Annotated in this window: 17 protein-coding genes; 7 read left to right on the top strand and 10 right to left on the bottom strand. The window is 69.8% G+C overall.

The features are described 5' to 3' along the window. Positions 1–119: 119 nt before the first annotated feature. From WA670_RS07415 to WA670_RS07400, 4 genes are all read right to left on the bottom strand, one after another. Entirely contained in the window at positions 120–641 is a 522-nt protein-coding gene (locus WA670_RS07415; RefSeq protein ID WP_183124805.1) for a DUF501 domain-containing protein, read from the bottom strand. Positions 642–886: 245 nt separating this feature from the next. Beyond that, the gene (locus WA670_RS07410; RefSeq protein ID WP_078870811.1) at positions 887–1,252 is read right to left on the bottom strand and encodes a septum formation initiator family protein; all 366 of its coding nucleotides are present in this window, start codon (positions 1,250–1,252) and stop codon (positions 887–889) included. Between the two features lie 193 nt (positions 1,253–1,445). Next, complete coding sequence (eno, locus tag WA670_RS07405) at positions 1,446–2,732, bottom strand: phosphopyruvate hydratase (RefSeq protein ID WP_037820247.1); 1,287 nt, start codon at positions 2,730–2,732, stop codon at positions 1,446–1,448. Between the two features lie 115 nt (positions 2,733–2,847). Further along, entirely contained in the window at positions 2,848–3,339 is a 492-nt protein-coding gene (locus tag WA670_RS07400) for a VOC family protein (RefSeq protein WP_037820310.1), read from the bottom strand. A gap of 70 nt (positions 3,340–3,409) precedes the next feature. On the opposite strand from WA670_RS07400, the gene WA670_RS07395 reads away from it, so the two are divergent. Continuing rightward, on the top strand, positions 3,410–3,814 hold the full coding sequence (locus WA670_RS07395; RefSeq protein ID WP_037820246.1) for a tetratricopeptide repeat protein: 405 nt from the start codon (positions 3,410–3,412) through the stop codon (positions 3,812–3,814). 206 nt (positions 3,815–4,020) lie between these two features. Continuing rightward, on the top strand, positions 4,021–4,203 hold the full coding sequence (locus WA670_RS07390; RefSeq protein WP_037820244.1) for a hypothetical protein: 183 nt from the start codon (positions 4,021–4,023) through the stop codon (positions 4,201–4,203). A 460-nt stretch (positions 4,204–4,663) separates the two neighbouring features. On the opposite strand, the gene WA670_RS07385 is transcribed toward WA670_RS07390, so the two are convergent. Next, positions 4,664–5,464 (bottom strand): murein transglycosylase, encoded by an 801-nt coding sequence (locus WA670_RS07385; protein WP_134732347.1) that lies wholly within the window; start codon positions 5,462–5,464, stop codon positions 4,664–4,666. 268 nt (positions 5,465–5,732) lie between these two features. Between WA670_RS07385 and efeU the strand changes: the two genes are divergently transcribed. The 5 genes from efeU (at position 5,733) to WA670_RS07360 (ending at position 10,579) form a co-directional block, all read left to right on the top strand. Beyond that, positions 5,733–6,584 (top strand): iron uptake transporter permease EfeU, encoded by an 852-nt coding sequence (gene efeU, locus WA670_RS07380; RefSeq protein WP_037820241.1) that lies wholly within the window; start codon positions 5,733–5,735, stop codon positions 6,582–6,584. Positions 6,585–6,586: 2 nt separating this feature from the next. Continuing rightward, positions 6,587–7,738: an iron uptake system protein EfeO gene (gene efeO / locus WA670_RS07375; protein ID WP_336157195.1), complete on the top strand. Its 1,152-nt coding sequence runs from the start codon at positions 6,587–6,589 to the stop codon at positions 7,736–7,738. Then, positions 7,735–8,994 (top strand): iron uptake transporter deferrochelatase/peroxidase subunit, encoded by a 1,260-nt coding sequence (efeB, locus tag WA670_RS07370; RefSeq protein ID WP_336157194.1) that lies wholly within the window; start codon positions 7,735–7,737, stop codon positions 8,992–8,994. The genes efeO and efeB overlap by 4 nt, the downstream gene beginning before the upstream one ends. A gap of 105 nt (positions 8,995–9,099) precedes the next feature. Next, entirely contained in the window at positions 9,100–10,164 is a 1,065-nt protein-coding gene (locus tag WA670_RS07365) for an LLM class flavin-dependent oxidoreductase (RefSeq protein WP_336157193.1), read from the top strand. Between the two features lie 4 nt (positions 10,165–10,168). Continuing rightward, positions 10,169–10,579, top strand: a complete 411-nt coding sequence (locus WA670_RS07360; RefSeq protein ID WP_037820238.1) for a PPOX class F420-dependent oxidoreductase — start codon at positions 10,169–10,171, stop codon at positions 10,577–10,579. A 74-nt stretch (positions 10,580–10,653) separates the two neighbouring features. Here the strand turns inward: WA670_RS07360 and WA670_RS07355 are convergent, their stop codons facing one another. The 5 genes from WA670_RS07355 to WA670_RS07335 are packed head-to-tail and all read right to left on the bottom strand — an operon-like array spanning position 10,654 to position 14,754. Beyond that, entirely contained in the window at positions 10,654–11,217 is a 564-nt protein-coding gene (locus WA670_RS07355) for a hypothetical protein (protein ID WP_037820237.1), read from the bottom strand. Next, complete coding sequence (locus WA670_RS07350; RefSeq protein ID WP_336157192.1) at positions 11,217–12,557, bottom strand: hypothetical protein; 1,341 nt, start codon at positions 12,555–12,557, stop codon at positions 11,217–11,219. Before WA670_RS07350 ends, WA670_RS07355 begins: the two co-directional genes overlap by 1 nt. Then, complete coding sequence (locus WA670_RS07345; protein ID WP_336157191.1) at positions 12,557–13,360, bottom strand: ABC transporter ATP-binding protein; 804 nt, start codon at positions 13,358–13,360, stop codon at positions 12,557–12,559. Before WA670_RS07345 ends, WA670_RS07350 begins: the two co-directional genes overlap by 1 nt. A 21-nt stretch (positions 13,361–13,381) precedes the next feature. After that, positions 13,382–14,170: a zf-HC2 domain-containing protein gene (locus tag WA670_RS07340; RefSeq protein ID WP_336157190.1), complete on the bottom strand. Its 789-nt coding sequence runs from the start codon at positions 14,168–14,170 to the stop codon at positions 13,382–13,384. A gap of 29 nt (positions 14,171–14,199) precedes the next feature. Continuing rightward, positions 14,200–14,754 (bottom strand): RNA polymerase sigma factor, encoded by a 555-nt coding sequence (locus WA670_RS07335; protein ID WP_037820232.1) that lies wholly within the window; start codon positions 14,752–14,754, stop codon positions 14,200–14,202. Between the last annotated feature and the right edge of the window lie 466 nt (positions 14,755–15,220).

The following is a 15,220-nucleotide window of genomic DNA, read 5'->3' as shown; positions in this document are numbered from 1 at the left end:
GCCCGGCGGTGCACCCGGGCTCGCCTGCTCGGTGTGAAGCTCCGGTGCGCGCCGCGAAGCATTCCCACCCAGGCGGGCACCGGCCTCTGCTGTGCCTATCCGCGCCCGAGACCGGAGCGTTACCCGGCGCAGTCGCCCGTCGGCCAGCCCTGTTCGCGGACCCAGGCGAGGGTCTCGTCGCCGAACGGGTTCACCCCGGGTCCGGCCGCGAGCGTGTGCGCGAGGTGGACGTGCAGGCATTTCACCCGCCCGGGCATCCCGCCCGCGGTCACCTGCGTGCCGAGCGACTCAATGGCATCCCGCTCAGCGAGGTACGTCTCGTGCGTGCGCTGGTAGGCCGCCGCGAGTTCCGGATCGGTGGTGAGCCGTTCGGTCATCTCCTTCATCACGCCGGACGCTTCCAGCGTGCCCACCATCGACGTCAACCGAGGGCAAGTCAAGTAATACAACGTCGGGAACGGCGTCCCGTTCTCCAACCGCGGACTGGTCTGGACCACCGAAGGATGCCCGCTGGGACACCGCGCGGCCACCGCCCGCAAAGCCCGCGGCGGGCGTCCAAGCTGCTGCGCGATGACCTCCCGGTCGGCATCGGTGACGGGCTCGAATCGGGGTGTCTCCGTGCTGCTGTTCACGCTCTCCAGGCTAATGCCGCCGTCCGGCCACCCCCTCGCGACCTCCGCCGAAACGGCCGAGTTGTCCACAACCGGCACACCGTGTGGACAACTCGCCGCATCGCCCTCCGCTGCCCTCCCGATGTGGTTAGCGTGGAAGGCAGTCGAAGCTTCGCCACAAAATCAAGCCATCGGAGAGAAAGGAGAATCAGAAACGCCGATCGAAGATCAGAGCCGCAAGCACCGCGTGCAAGAACCGCACCCGGCCAGAAACCTCAGCCCCCGGAAACCTGCGCCCACAGGTTCTCGTACCAAGGCGCCTGCGGAGCGGGCTGCTGCCCAGGCTGGGCAGCCGTCGGCGAACCGGGCTGGTCCTCGGGCAGCTGGACCATCCACGGGGTCTCGCCCGGTTTCACGTACCGGAGCCGGCGGCGGGCTTCCGCCTCGATCTGGGCCGGGTCGCTCAGCTGGGCTTTGCGGTCGCGCAGCTGGGCGACCTCGTGCTGGAGCTGGGCGAGTTGCGCTTCCTGGTCGCGGACCTCGGAGCGCTGGGAGAGGTAGGTGCGCAACGGGACCGCGACGGTGAACGCCAGTGCGCACACCACGATCGCCACCACGGCAGCGCGCCGGGTGGTCGACATGCCGAGCACTTTGGCCGCACCGGAGGCGCGTTTCGCCGCCAGGCCGCGGCGTAGCCGGGCCCTGGTCGTCTCCGTCGTGCCCGCGCCGGTGCGGCGCCGGGCCGACGCGGGACGGCGGGCCCTGCTGGACCCGCTTCCCGCTGCCCGGCCGCCGCGGCGGCTGCGCGCCCTCCCCCGGTCGGCCATGTGCCCCTCAGGCCTCCGCGCTGAACCGCGGGAAGGCGAGGTCGCCGGCGTAGCGCGCGGCGTCCGCGAGGGTTTCCTCGATGCGCAGGAGCTGGTTGTACTTCGCGATCCGCTCGCCGCGGGCCGGGGCGCCGGTCTTGATCTGGCCGACGCCGGTCGCGACCGCGAGGTCGGCGATGAAGGTGTCCTCGGTCTCGCCGGACCGGTGGCTCATCATCGACTTGTAGCCGTACGACGTGGCCAGCGACACCGCGTCCAGCGTCTCCGACAGCGTGCCGATCTGGTTGACCTTCACGAGCAGCGCGTTCGCCGCGCGGCGGGTGATGCCCTCCTCGAGCCGGTCCGGGTTGGTGACGAACAGGTCGTCGCCGACGAGCTGGACCTTGTCGCCGATCTCGGAGGTCAGCTGGACCCAGCCGTCCCAGTCGTCCTCGCTCAGCGGGTCCTCGATGGACACCAGCGGGTAGTCGCGCAGCAGTTCGCCGTAGTACGCGGACATCTGCTCCGCGCTGCGCTTCGAACCCTCGAAGGTGTAGGCGCCGTCGGAGTAGAACTCGGTCGCGGCGACGTCCAGCGCGAGCGCGACGTCGCGGCCCGGCGCGTAGCCGGCCTTCTCGATCGCGGCGAGGATCAGGTCGAGCGCCTCGCGGTTGTTGGAGAGGCTCGGCGCGAAACCGCCCTCGTCGCCGAGGCCGGTGGCCAGGCCGCGGCTCTTCAGCACGCCCTTCAGCGCGTGGTACACCTCGGTGCCCCAGCGCAGCGCCTCGCGGAACGACTCCGCACCGATCGGCGCGATCATGAATTCCTGGATGTCGACGTCGGTGTCGGCGTGCGCACCGCCGTTGAGGATGTTCAGCATCGGCACCGGCAGCACGTGCGCGTTCGGCCCGCCGAGGTAGCGGAACAGCTCCAGTTCGGACGATTCCGAGGCGGCCTTCGCGACGGCGAGCGAAACGCCGAGGATCGCGTTCGCGCCCAGCCGCGACTTCGCGGGCGTGCCGTCGAGGTCCACCAGCTTCTGGTCGACGATCCGCTGGTCGACCGCGTCGACGCCGACCAGGTCCGGGCCGATCTCGTCGAGCACCGCGGCGACCGCGCGCTCCACGCCCTTGCCGTTGTAGCGGCCGGTGTCCCCGTCGCGCAGCTCGACCGCTTCGTGCTCGCCGGTCGACGCCCCGGACGGCACCGCCGCTCGGGCCAGCGTGCCGTCGTCGAGCGCCACCTCCACCTCGACGGTCGGGTTCCCGCGCGAATCGAGAATCTCGCGCGCGCCTACCTGCTCGATGAGAGCCACGCTCTGCTCCTTGGTGGGTCGTGCCTGCGGTGACGCCGCCCAGAGTAACCGCCCAGCGGGTTCACCCGTTGGAGGCCAGGCCGGTGCGGGGCCGTTCCGCTGCGTGTTCTCCAGCTCAGCCGGGCACTTCGCCGGTCTCCTCGGCCTCCTGGTCCTCCGGCCGGACCTCGCGCCACCCCGACGGCAGCTCGACCTGGTCGGTCACCTGCTGCCAGAACGTCCAGCTGTTGCCGCCCGGATCGGCCACGGTGAAGATCCGCGCACCGTAAGGCTGGTCCTGGGGCGGTTCCGGCGCGGCGTCCTCGCCGAGCGCCGCGGACACGCGCTCGTGCTGCGCGTCGACGTCGGTCACGTACACGACGTTCAACTGCCCGACCGGCCCCTCGACGCCCTTGGCCTCCCAGTATTCGGGACCGACCCCGGCCAGCTGCAGACGCGCGTCGCCGGCGCGCAGCGTCGCCTGGAAAACCTCGCCGGACCCGTCCTCGAAGCGGACTTCCTCGGTGAAGCCGAACACCCTGGTCAGCCACGCGAGCGCGGCGGTCGCATCGCTGTAGTAGAGGTACGGCGCCAGTCCCACGTAATCGGGTTCCTGATCGCTGCTCATGGCGGAACAGTCCATCACGACTCGTCTGACGGTCGTGCAACGCCCTCCGCGCCGGTATCGTGAAGCGACCATGACGGACGCCGCAGCAGCCCCCGAACCCGACGGCGAATCGCGCTTCCGCAGGTTCCGCAACGCCGAGCATCTGGTCGCGCGGCGACGTCCGCTCGACGCGCTCAAAGAGCTGGAACCCCTGCTCGCCGACGAGCCGGACAAGCCGAGCGTGCAACTGCTCGCCGGGCGCGCGTACTTCCACTCCGCCCAGCTGCGCCGCGCCGAACGCGCCTTCACCCGCGTCCTGGAACTGGACCCCACCGATCACTACGCCCGGTTCGTGCTCGGCCGCACCCTCCAGCGCCTCGGCCGTTTGGCCGAGGCGCTCGCACAACTGCGGATGGCGTCGGCGATGAACCCGGTGCCGGAGTATCTCGAGGCGATCAGCGAGGTCAGGGCGAGGATCACGCTGAGCGACCGCTGAGCCCGCGTGTCCCGAACGTGCACCCGCGGAGGCACTCGCGTGCAACCACCGGATCCAGCACGGCCCCGGCGCGTCTTCTGAAGTGAACAGGGCAACGGGGAAGCCTGGCCATCCGGCGACCCGGCTCGGCCAGTCGGCCGATCCGGGCAGACCGGGCGAAGCGCGATCCTTGGTGTCATCACAGAGAGCGATTAGAGGAGGCCGACATGACCGCGCTGACCGTGATCGGAGCGACCGCCGGGCTGCTCGTGCTGGTGCTGATGGCGCTGGCGCCGGCGCTCGTGGAATTCAACGAACGCCACCCGGTCCAGCCGCGCAAGCAGCCCGTGCGCGCCGAGGCTCTGCCGCAGAAGCCGGTGCGAGTGAGCGCCGCTCTGTCGACGCACTAACTGCCGATTTTGCCGAGCAGGCCACGGTTTCGGCCGTTCGCCGGGACCGGATTGTTCTGCGGAAGCACGCGACGGGCCCGGAGGCAGGGGCGCGCTCGACCGCTGAGCGTGCCAGCACGGAGTGCCGCGCGCAGACAGGCCACGGGCGAGCTGCTTCGGCCGCCGATCAGCGACGGCCAGCCAGACGGCCCGTGCCGAATCGAGGCAGGCTGGCCGAACCGCCACCGACCCAGGCAGCTCAACGCTCCACACTCGCTGCCGCACAGGGAACCGGCCGAAGTGAACAAGCCTCCGCCGACCCACCCAGCCAGCTCAATCCTCCACACGCGCCGCCGCACAAGGAACCGGCCGAAGCGAACAAGCCTCCGCCGACCCACCCAGCCAGCTCAATCCTCCACACGCGCCGCCGCACAAGGAACCGGCCGAAGCGAACAAGCCTCCGCCGACCCACCCAGCCAGCTCAGGGCGCCACGCTCTCGGCCGCGTACGAGTCCGCCGCGGTGAAGACGTCCTGCACGTAGTTGACCGCCGGGTTGTAGAGCAGCATCGCTTTCCACCAGCCCGCCGGGGCGCCCAGGTCGTCGTCGCCGGAGCAGAGGTAGCGGGCGGCGGTGAACGCCGCGTCGTCGAGGTTGCGGGGGTCCGCGGCTTTGCCGTCGCCGTTCGCGCGCTGGGCGTGTTTGTGCCAGGCGGCAGGCATGATCCGCAGCGGGCCGACGCGGTGGTCGGCGGTGCGGTCGCCGTCGAGTTTTCCGGTGTCGGTGTCCGGGCCTTCCGCGGGACCGGGCTTCACCGTCAACGTGCCGTCCGGGCCGGGTTTCTCCGCTCCGAAGGCCAGATTTCCGATCGCCGCGAGCGTCGCCCACGACAGGTGGCACGACGGTTTCTGCCGCTGCATCCACATTTCCGCGCGCCCGTACGCGGCGAGCACCCGCGCGTCCAGTCGCGTCTTTCCGGCGACCCGGGTCGCCCACGCGTCCAGTTCCGCTTGGTCGGACACGAGCGGGCGGTCCGGCGGCGCCGCCAAGCCGACTCGCGGGGCTTCGGAGCCGGGTTGCGGGCGCGGTTCCGCCTTGGTCGCCACCGGCGGCGGAGCGGCCGCGGCGGGAGGGGCGGGCGGGTTCGGGTTGCGGATCCCGATGGTCACCACCAGCACGACCCCGGTCAGCACCAGACCCAGCGCGAACGCGATCCGGCTCGGGTAGCGGCGCGGCGGAACCGCCGGAGACGGCGTAATAGTCGGCTGAGTGGTATCGGCCACTCGGACAGGTTACTGATGAACCCGCCCGGGGGACGCTGGACTGGGCGAATGGCAAGCGGATGGTTAACTCCCCGCTTGAGCCGCCCAGGTCACACAATTCGTTACGTGACCCGTCGGCGACGCTCTGACCTGCGGTTACCCTAACCTAACTCCCATCAGAACGCCGTTTTGCGCATTTTGCCGGACCCACTCAGCGAACTTCCCTCTGGACTTACAGGCAAGCCTTACCTAAAAACATCAGGTCAGGTAGTCGAAGGAGGGCTGAACAGTGGTGTTTTCCAGCGCGCTCATCGGGCTGCGCGAAGGCCTCGAAGCCGCGCTTGTGGTCAGCATCCTGGTCGCCTTCCTGGTGAAGACCGAACGACGGCACGCGCTGCGGTTCGTGTGGCCGGGCGTCGGCGCGGCGGTACTGCTGTCGGTCGGTGTCGGCGCGATCCTCACCTACAGCACCGCGCAGCTGAGTTTCGAGCATCAGGAACTGCTCGGCGGAAGTCTTTCCATCGTCGCGGTCGTCTTCGTCACCGCGATGATCTTCTGGATGCGCAAGGCTTCCCGGCACATCGCGGCCGAGTTGCGCGGCAAGATGGAGGACGCGCTCAAGGTCGGTCCGGCGGCGGTGCTGCTGCTGTCGTTCCTCGCGGTGGGTCGCGAGGGGCTCGAAACCGCCGTGTTCTTCTACTCGGCCGTGCAGACCGCGCAGTCCGACACCCTGCAGCCGCTGATCGGGTTCGTGATCGGGATCGCCGCCGCGGTCGTGCTCGCCTACCTGCTCTACCGCGGCGCGGTGCGGTTCAACCTGGCGAAGTTCTTCACCATCACCGGCGTGCTGCTGGTGTTCGTCGCCGCCGGCGTCCTCGGCTACGGCCTGCACGACCTGCAGGAAGCCGGGTTCATCCCCGGGCTGACCACGCTCGCCTTCGACGCGTCGAGCACGCTGCCGGAAACCTCCTGGTACGGCGCGCTGCTCAAGGGGATCTTCAACTATTCGCAGCAAACCACTGTGCTGCAAGCGATCGCGTGGGTCGCCTACGTGGCGATCGTGCTGCCGCTGTTCCTCAAGCCCGCCCGCAAGAACAAGACCGAGGCGGCTCCGGCCGCCCCGGCCGCCGCCAAGGAGTGATCGTGCCCCAGTTCCGCAAAACCTCGACGGCTGTGCTCACCGGCCTCGGCGCCCTCGTGGCGCTGACCGCCTGCGACAGCACGAACTCCGCGTCCGGTCCCTCCGGCGCGGCCGCGGGCGGGCCGATCAAGGTCGAGGCGTCCGACACCGCCTGCTCGGTATCGGCGACGACCGCCGCCGCGGGCAACCTGACCTTCGAGATCGCCAACAAGGGCAGCAAGGTCACCGAGTTCTACCTTTACGCCGAGGGCGACCGGATCATGGGCGAGGTCGAGAACATCGCGCCGGGGCTGAACCGGCGACTCATCGTCGAGGTCCCGGACGCGGGCAAGTACCAGACGGCGTGCAAGCCGGGCATGGTCGGCAACGGCATCCGCGGCGACTTCACCGTCACCGGCGGCGCGCAGAGCCAGAACAGCGCCAGCACACAGAAAGCCGCTGCCACCAAGAGCTACGCGACCTACGTCGAGAACAACAGCTCGGCGCTGGAGACCGAAACGGCCAAGTTCGTTGCCGCGGTCAAGGCGGGCAAGGTCGACGAGGCGAAGGCCGAGTACGCCCGCACCCGCGTGTTCTACGAGCGGATCGAGCCGGTCGCCGAGAAGTTCGGCGACCTCGACCCGGCCGTCGACGCGCGCGAGGCCGACCTCGAACCCGGCCAGCAGTTCACCGGCTTCCACCGGCTGGAGAAGGACCTGTGGAGCACCGGGCTGAAGCCGGACAGCCCGCAGATCGCGGACAAGCTGCTCACCGACGTGAAGGCTCTGGTCGCCAAGGCGAAGACGCTGCAGCTGAGCGTGCTGGACCTGGCCAACGGCGCGAAGGGCCTGATGGACGAGGTCGCCACCGGCAAGATCACCGGCGAGGAAGAGACCTTCTCGCACACCGACCTGTGGGACTTCCAGGCCAACCTCGACGGTTCCAAGGGCGCGATCGCCGCGCTGCGGCCGATCATCCAGGAGCGCGACGCGGCTCTGGTGTCCACTCTGGACAAGGAGTTCGCGAACGTGCAGGGGCTGCTGGACAAGACCCGTGCCGGGGACGGTTTCAAGTACTACAACGAACTCTCCCAGGACCAGATCAAGGCGTTCGCCTCGGCGGTCGACGCGCTGAGCGAGCCGCTCAGCAAGGTCGCGGAGGTCGTGTCGAAGTGACCGAGGAGGGAACGCAGGTTTCCCGCCGGAAGCTGTTCGGGCTCGCCGGCGCCGGGGTCGCGCTGGCGGGCGCGGGCGCGGCGGCCGGCGTGGGCTTCGACCGGCTCGGCGGCGACACCCCGGCCGCCGCCGCGACGTCCACTGTGGACTTCCACGGCGAGCACCAGGCCGGGATCGACACGCCGACGCAGCAGAACCTGCACTTCGCCGCGCTCGACGTGACCACCAAGGACGTCAAGAAGCTCCGCGAACTGCTGCGCACCTGGACGGCCGCGGCACGGCGGATGACCGCGGGCCAGGACGTCGGCCCGAACGGCGCGCTCGCCGGGTCCGCGCAGGCCCCGCCGGACGACACCGGCGAGGCGCTCGACCTGCCCGCGTCCGACCTCACGCTGACGATCGGCTTCGGCCCCTCGCTCTTCGACGACCGGTTCGGCCTCGCCGCGAAGCGCCCGCCGCAGCTGATCGACCTGCCCGCGTTCCCGAAGGACAAGCTCGACCCGGCCCGCAGCGGCGGCGACCTGTGCATCCAGGCCTGCGCGAACGATCCGCAGGTGGCGGTGCACGCGGTGCGCAACCTGGTGCGGCTGGGCTTCGGCGTCACCGAGGTGCGCTGGTCGCAGCTCGGGTTCGGCCGCAGTTCGTCCACCTCGCGCTCGCAGCAGACGCCGCGCAACCTGTTCGGTTTCAAGGACGGCACCAACAACATCAAGGCCGAGGACACCGACGTGCTCCGCGACCAGGTGTGGGCGCAGGCCGGCGACGGACAGGCGTGGATGGCGGGCGGCACGTACCTCGTCGCCCGCCGGATCCGGATGCACATCGAAACCTGGGACCGCGAAACGCTCGCCGGGCAGGAGCAGATTGTCGGGCGCACCAAGGGAAGCGGTGCCCCGCTCGGGCAGACCGGCGAGTTCGACCAGGTCGATCTGCAGGTCGGCGGCGCGGGCGGGACCCCGTTGATCGCCGAGGACGCGCACATCCGGCTGGCCTCGCGCCAGACCCGCAAGGGCGTGCAGATCCTGCGCCGCGGCTACAACTTCGTCGACGGCTCCGACGGAGTCGGGCACCTCGAGGCGGGGCTGTTCTTCCTCGCGTTCAACCGGGACACCCGCACGCAGTACGTCCCGATGCAGCAGGTGCTGTCGTCGAAGGACGCGATGATGGAGTACCTGCAGCACACCGGTTCCGCACACTTCGCGATCCCGCCTGGCCTCACCCCGACCAGCAACTGGGGTGACGGGCTCTTCGCCTGACCAGTACAAACCTCCCCGCCCCGCCACTGCGTGGGACCGGTTGCCGGTGCCTTCCGGGCAGGCGACGGTGACCGCGTTCATCCGCGCGAGGTGAGGAGTTCGGTCGTGGTCGCTGTGGCACAGCCGCGGTTCGGGGTGTGGGCGGTCGTCTACGGGTCGTGGGGCCCGTTCGATCATCCGGACGATCCGGTGGACGCCAGCTGGGAGCGCAACCGGCGGCTGATCGTCGAGGCCGACCGGCTCGGCTTCGATTCGACGCTCATCGCGCAGCACGTCGTGAACCCGTTCGGCGACGAACTGGACCAGCTGGAGACGTGGACGTCCGCGGCGGCGCTCGCCGCGCTCACCGAGCGGATCGAGATCATCGCGGCGATCAAGCCGTATCTCGTGCACCCGGTGGTGCTGGCGAAACAGGCACTGCAGATCCAGGAGATCAGCGGCGGCCGGTTCGGGTTGAACCTCGTCAACGCCTGGTACAGGCCGGAGCTGGCGCGGGCGGGCATTCCGTTCGCCGAGCACGACGAACGGTACGAGTACGGCCGCGAATGGATCAGCGTCGTGCGCGGGCTGCTGGCCGGCGAACGGGTTTCGTTCGAGGGCAAGCATTTCCAGGTTGACGGGTATCAGCTGCGACCCGCTGGTTCGGCGCCGACCGTGTACGTCGGCGGCGAATCCGACCCGGCGCGGGCGCTGGTCGCGGACAAGGCCGACGTGTGGTTCATCAACGGGCAGCCGAAGGAGAACGTCGCCGAACTGATCGCGGACGTCGCCGCCCGACCGCGCGCCGGTGCGCCAGTCCGATTTGGACTGTCCGCCTTCGTGGTGGCTCGCGAAACCGACACCGAGGCGGAAGCGGAGCTGGCGGCGCTGTGGGAACTGGCCGAGGCGGGCAAGGCGCGGTGGGAGGCGCTGGTCGCGGACGCCGATCCGAAGGCGGTGATGTTCCAGACGTTCGCGAAGTACCCGCACATCGGCACGAACGGCGGCACCGCGGCCGGCCTGGTCGGCAGCTACGACACCGTCGCCCAGCGGATCCGCGAGTGGGCTGACCTGGGAATCGAGACGTTTATGCTGCAATTTCAGCCCTTCGAAGCGGAGATGCGGCGGTTCGCCGAGCACGTGATTCCCCGCGTGCGCTTGACTTCAAGCAAGCTTGAACTTGCACGGTAGGTGCATGTTCACCGAAGCGGAACTCACCTACCTGGCCACCCAGCCGCTGGCCCGGGTCGCCACTCAGCAGCCGAACGGAACTCTGCAGGTCAGCCCGGTCGCGTTCACCTGGAACCCGGAGACGCAGACGATCGACGTGTCCGGGTACCACCTCACGAAAAGCCGGAAATACCGCAACGTCGAGGACAACGGCCAGGTCGCCATCGTGATCGACGACCAGCCCTCGACAAGCCCCATGCGCATCCGCTGCCTGGAGATCCGCGGCCGGGCGGAAGCGGTGCCGGACGCCTTCGAACCGGACGGTCACCTCGACGGAGCCGTCATCCGCATTCACCCGCAACGGATCATCAGCCTCGGCATCGAAGATCCCGACCGCGAGCCGCTGGAGGTGAAGCCGAACAACCGGAACGTCTGACGCCGCGCCGGTCCGCAGTCCCGCCCCTGCCCGGGGGAGGGACGGGACTGCGCCCGGCTCGACGTTCCGCTGGTTCATCTGCGCGCACCCGCCACCGTGTACGCCGCCGTTCCCGCCGCGAACAGCAGCCCGGCCGTCCACCACGCTGCGGCGGAGGCTGCCGTCGCCATCGGCCAAGCCACGAAGTCGTAGGCCTGGCCGACGGCGCTCGGGACGAACATCGCCGTCATCGCCCAGCCCAAGGGCAGCGTCCAGCCGAACTGGCCGCCGAACAGCGTGGCCGCCAGCCCGGTCAGGCCGATGAGCCCGGCTGCGTTGCGGAGGATCCAGCCGGATTCCATGGGATGGTCGACAAAGCCTTGTGCCGCAATCATTACTCCACCGGCTACCGCACCGATCAGCAGCAGGTGCCCGAGCCGTCGGGGCGGCCAGCGGAAAGAGGCCGTGCGGTCCAGGTCGATGTCCTGTCCGCTGAGACCCACGCCTGCCACCGCGACCGCGGCACCGAGGGTGAAGGTCGCGAAGAGCGTCGCCCAGTTGTCGCCCAGCAGCGGCGGGAGAACGACGGCACAGAGCAACACCGCCGCCAGCGACACTGCGAGGTGGCGCGAACGCGCGTACAGCGCTGTCCACCGCATCAGCGGGCACCTTCCATGAGGACCTTCAATGGGTCACCGGTGCAGGTCAGTTCCAGTTGCCGAGCGGCGGCCACGCGGGCGGTCTGCTCCGGCTCTGGTACTGCTTTGAGGGCTGCCCACGCTGGGTCCGTCCAGGCCTGAAACTCTGCGCGCGAAGACGGCGGAGAGTACGAGCCGGCCAGCCACTGCGCCATTACCCAGCGCGCGGCGTCCTCCCGGTCGTTTCGCTCACCTCCGTAGGACGCCGCGTGACATTGCGTTGTCCCGGCACCGCGAAGCAGCGTCATGGTGAGGCTGGGGCCGCTTTTGCCGTAGAACACGTAGTTGTCCTTCTGCATCAGCACCTCGGACGGATCTCGCGGGCCCACCTTGTTGTCCCGGTACGGCTCTGTCGATTCCACTACCCGAGTCGGGTGTTGCGGCAGTTTCTCCAGGCGCTGCAAGACTTCCTTGCCTGGACCGGCCACAGTGGACAACCAGGCCTCGTGCAAGCGCGTCACGCACACCGGACCGTCGCAGACGAGAGCGGCTGCCGTCTCGTCCGCGACGTAGTTTTCGGCCGACGACGCGGGGAAGAGCGGCAAAGCCACCGCCAGCCCGGCCCCCACTGGGAGCAGCGCGAGCACCCGGATCCGCGCCGAACGGGCCAGCAGCAGCACGATCCCGGCCGCGGTGATCCCGAGCAGCCAGGCCAGCTGCCCGATCTCCACCGCGGGCTTCGGCAGATCGAACGGGCCATGCGGCTCCACTTGCCCGATCCCCAGCAACGCCACCGCGTTCGGTGCCATCCCGTTCACTCCCGACACCTGCGTGAAGAGGCCGACTGCCAGCACGAGCACGGCCAGCGCCGGCGCGGTGATCGGATACGGCAGAAGCCGCCCGACGCCGAGCCCGAGCGCGACACCGGCGAGCACGGACAGCACCCCGAGCGCCAGTTGCATCACCCACGCCGTGGTGAACAATCCGCCCGTCGCCACGACCTGCCCGACCCCGGCGGCGACGAGCACCAGATAGCCCCCGGCCGCGGCGAGACCGAGGGCCAGGCCGAGCTTGGCGGCTCGCTGCCCGGCGGGCCGGGGCGTGGAGCCGAACAGTTCGACGACACCCGCGCGGGCATCTCGCATGCCCTGGATCGCCGCGGCTCCGACGATGATCGGCCACATCAGCACCAGCAGATAGCGAGGCCACCGCACCGCGGTCAGCCAGGTCTCGTTCCAGGCCGCGGAGCCGTGGCTCCACGGCCCGCGCGAGAACAGCAGCAGTCCCAGGCTGATCACGAGCATCGCGACGGGAACCCAGGGCGCGACGGTGCGCCGGAGTTCGATCCGGAACACGCTCATCACCAGGACCCCTTTCCCTGTGCGTGGCCGAGCAGCGCCGAATAGCCGCGCTCGATCGGGCTGTCGCCGACGTCTGCCTCGCTGCCCGCCGAGGCCAGATCGGCTGGCGTGCCTTGGAAAACCAGCTTCCCGTCGGCGAACAGGAGGACGTCCGAGCACGCCGCGGCGACGTCTTCGACCAGGTGGGTGGACACGACGACGGACGCGTCCCTGCCGATTTCCTGCAGCAGCTCCCGGAAACGCAGCCGCTGCGCCGGATCGAGCCCGGCGGTCGGTTCGTCGAGCAGCAGGACCACCGGGTCGTTCACGATCGCCTGCGCGATGCCGACCCGGCGGATCATGCCGCCGGACAGGGTCTTCATTTTGTCCCCGGCGCGTTCGGCGAGACCGACCCGTTCGATCGCGCGCTGGACCGCGCCCGGCACCTCGTGCTTGGGCATTTCCTTGAGCCACGCCATGTATTCGACGAACTCGCGGACGGTGAACCGCTTGTAGTACCCGAAGGTTTGCGGCAGATAGCCGATCCGGCGGCGCAGGCCGCGCTGGTCGAAGTGCCCCCCGACGGGCTCTCCGAGCAGCGCCAGCTTGCCTTCCGTCGGCCGCAGCACCGTGGCCAGGGTGCGGATCAAGGTGGTCTTGCCCGCACCGTTCGGCCCGAGCAGCCCGTGCACGCCCGTGCCGAGCGCGAGGTCGAGGCCGTCGACCGCCATCTTTTTGCGGCCGACCCGCACTTTTAGTCCCTGTGCCTGGATTTCCCAGGCGTAGGTCGCCGGAGCGACCTCGGCGGCTTCCACAGCCCGCATCGGTGTCCCCTCTCGTTTCCGTCAGTGATGCGCAGCAAGCTGCGTGAAGGTGTTCCGGCGAAGCACTACGAACACGGTCGCGACGACAGCGGCCGCCAGCCAGCCCGGCCAGGCGACGTCCTGCAGCAGGACCGAGCTCCCGAACGCGACGCTCGGCACCACCAGCGCGCCGAGCCACAGACCGACCAGGATCGACGCCGCCCAGGCGACGCCGATGAACGTGCCGAGCGCGAGAGTCCCCGTGGTGAACGCGAGACTCGGCAGCAGCCCGAATCCCATCCGCGCGCCGACCAGCCAGCCGGCGGCGAGCAGCACCGCCAGCATCGGCACCACGACCGCGGTGGTCCGGCGCAGGATCAGCTCCAGCCCGGCGCGCGGGGTGGCCGCGGTGAGTTCGTACGACGGATCGAGCCCGCGGGTCCACGCCGCCGCCACCCCGAAGACCGGCAGCACCGGGGAAAGCAGCTGCACGAACGACAGCCCGTCGTGCAATGACCGGTCGAGGTAGACCGACAGCGCGCCGACCACGAGGACCATCAACAGCCACGGCATCATCACCGGAGTCGCCCAGCAATGCAGCCACGCCGCGGCCCGGCGCGGCATCGGCTGCGGTGCCTGGGCGAGGTCCGGTTCCAGCCCGGCCCACACGGTGTCGAGCAGACCGGTCACCTCGGCGGTGGACGCGCCGGCGAGCCGCGCCCGGCACTGCGCGCAGTTCTCCAGGTGCCCTTCGATCGCCCATGCCTCGTCGCCCGGCAGGTCCTGGCCGGCGACGTAGCCGGCGAGCATCCGGTCGGATACGTGGTTCATGGCTTGACCTCCTTCAGACAGTCCTGGTTTCACGACAACGCCTCCCGCATCGCGATCCGGGCGCGGCGGGCCCGGGTTTTGACCGTGCCCTCGGGCAAGCCGAGCAGGATCGCGGTTTCCCGTACCGACAATCCGTCGAGCGCCATGGCTTGCAAGACCTCGCGCAGTTCGGGCGCGAGACTGCGCAAGGCGTCGCCCACCGAATCGCCGACCGTGCTCGCCAGCGCCTCCTCCTCGGCGGCGGGCGCGGACAGCGACTCGTGCACCCCGGGCGGCGGATGCGCGTGATGCGCCCGCCGCCGGAACGCGTCGATGAGCCGGCGTACCGCGATCGTCCACACCCAGCCCACGGCGGAACCGCCGGCGACGACGCCCGCGAAAGAACCCGCGGCGCGCCACACGGCGAGGTAGGTCTCCTGCATCACCTCCGCGATGATCTGGTCATCGGAGCAGCGGTGCCGCAGGCGTATCGCGAGCCACGGCGAGGTGCGGCGGTAGAGCTCTTCGAACGCCGCACGATCACCGCGGGCGGTGCGCCGGAGGAGGCGTTCCTCGTCCGGCTCCCTGGGTGGCTTGTGCTTCACACCCGGCAAGACGCCACCTCCGCGCTTACGGTTCTCTAAAATGAGTGATCTGGGTCACATTTCTCATCGGGCTGCCGGACATCATCGTGGCGCGGGGGTGGTGGAGGGCGTGGGTGGATGGGCGGGGCTCCGTCGTTCGAGTGAGGCGGATATTCGGCGGAGGGGTGGCCGAGGTGCGAGGTGCCGTAGTGGCGTGGGGGGTTGGGCGGGGAGCTTTGGCACGAGGGGTGTGGCTGGGGAAAGGCTGGTGGTCGCAACGGCGCAGGTGCGTGGGATGCGCGTGAGCAGAGGGCGCGCAGGGCTGAGGGGCTAGCAGCGCACGGCTGGGTTCTCGGGAGTATTGATGCCGGCTGGAAGCCGCGTCGGCATTCGCGGACTCCGGGCAAGGGGCATGAGCAGCTGTTGCGGGCACGGCACGGCACGGCACGGCACGGCACGGCACGGCACGGCACGGCACGGCACGGCA

Origin of the sequence: Amycolatopsis sp. VC5-11 (assembly GCF_037034185.1) — a bacterium.
GTDB classification, from domain to species: domain Bacteria; phylum Actinomycetota; class Actinomycetes; order Mycobacteriales; family Pseudonocardiaceae; genus Amycolatopsis; species Amycolatopsis nivea.
This window is presented reverse-complemented; position numbering and strand designations above follow the sequence as displayed.

What these genes read in the sequence shown, in the direction of transcription:
- WA670_RS07410 (WP_078870811.1), bottom strand. Translation starts at nt 1,252, where the DNA reads ATGTCGACCACCCGGCGCGCTGCCGTGGTGGCGATCGTGGTGTGCGCA.
- WA670_RS07400 (WP_037820310.1), bottom strand. Translation starts at nt 3,339, where the DNA reads ATGAGCAGCGATCAGGAACCCGATTACGTGGGACTGGCGCCGTACCTC.
- WA670_RS07395 (WP_037820246.1), top strand. Translation starts at nt 3,410, where the DNA reads ATGACGGACGCCGCAGCAGCCCCCGAACCCGACGGCGAATCGCGCTTC.
- WA670_RS07390 (WP_037820244.1), top strand. Translation starts at nt 4,021, where the DNA reads ATGACCGCGCTGACCGTGATCGGAGCGACCGCCGGGCTGCTCGTGCTG.
- WA670_RS07360 (WP_037820238.1), top strand. Translation starts at nt 10,169, where the DNA reads ATGTTCACCGAAGCGGAACTCACCTACCTGGCCACCCAGCCGCTGGCC.
- WA670_RS07355 (WP_037820237.1), bottom strand. Translation starts at nt 11,217, where the DNA reads ATGCGGTGGACAGCGCTGTACGCGCGTTCGCGCCACCTCGCAGTGTCG.
- WA670_RS07350 (WP_336157192.1), bottom strand. Translation starts at nt 12,557, where the DNA reads ATGAGCGTGTTCCGGATCGAACTCCGGCGCACCGTCGCGCCCTGGGTT.
- WA670_RS07345 (WP_336157191.1), bottom strand. Translation starts at nt 13,360, where the DNA reads ATGCGGGCTGTGGAAGCCGCCGAGGTCGCTCCGGCGACCTACGCCTGG.
- WA670_RS07340 (WP_336157190.1), bottom strand. Translation starts at nt 14,170, where the DNA reads ATGAACCACGTATCCGACCGGATGCTCGCCGGCTACGTCGCCGGCCAG.